The organism is Neisseria sp. P0021.S007 (assembly GCF_051956855.1).
Map to the genome: position 1 here is coordinate 1 of NZ_JBQCXA010001686.1, position 446 is coordinate 446.

The window sequence follows — 446 nt, forward strand, 5'->3', positions numbered from 1 at the left end:
AGGCGTTGGTGGTAGAATATGAAAAATTATCCGTTTATCAAACCACACCATCCGACTGGATTTCTATGAACCACAATTTCCGTATTGCGCCCAGCATCTTATCCGCCGATTTTGCCCGTTTGGGTGAGGAAGTAACGAAAGTTATCGAAGCGGGAGCCGATTTGATTCATTTCGACGTGATGGATAATCATTATGTGCCGAACCTGACGTTCGGACCGATGGTCTGCGCGGCGTTGAAACCTTATGCCACCGTGCCGATTGATGTGCATCTGATGGTCGAACCTGTTGACGATCTGATTCAGGCGTTCGCCAAAGCAGGCGCGTCGATTATCACGTTTCATCCCGAAGCCAGCCGCCATATCGACCGCAGCCTGAGTCTGATTAAAGATGCGGGCTGTCAGGCAGGATTGGTGTTGAATCCGGCAACTCCCACCTACGTTTTGGAA

The 446-nt window shown here is 50.2% G+C and carries 1 protein-coding gene; it reads left to right on the top strand.

All coding sequences use genetic code 11. The annotated features are described in order from the left end of the window. Positions 1-65: 65 nt before the first annotated feature. A partial coding sequence (locus ACTHUR_RS20915; protein ID WP_440400729.1) for a ribulose-phosphate 3-epimerase occupies positions 66-446 on the top strand: 381 nt, incomplete at its 3' end.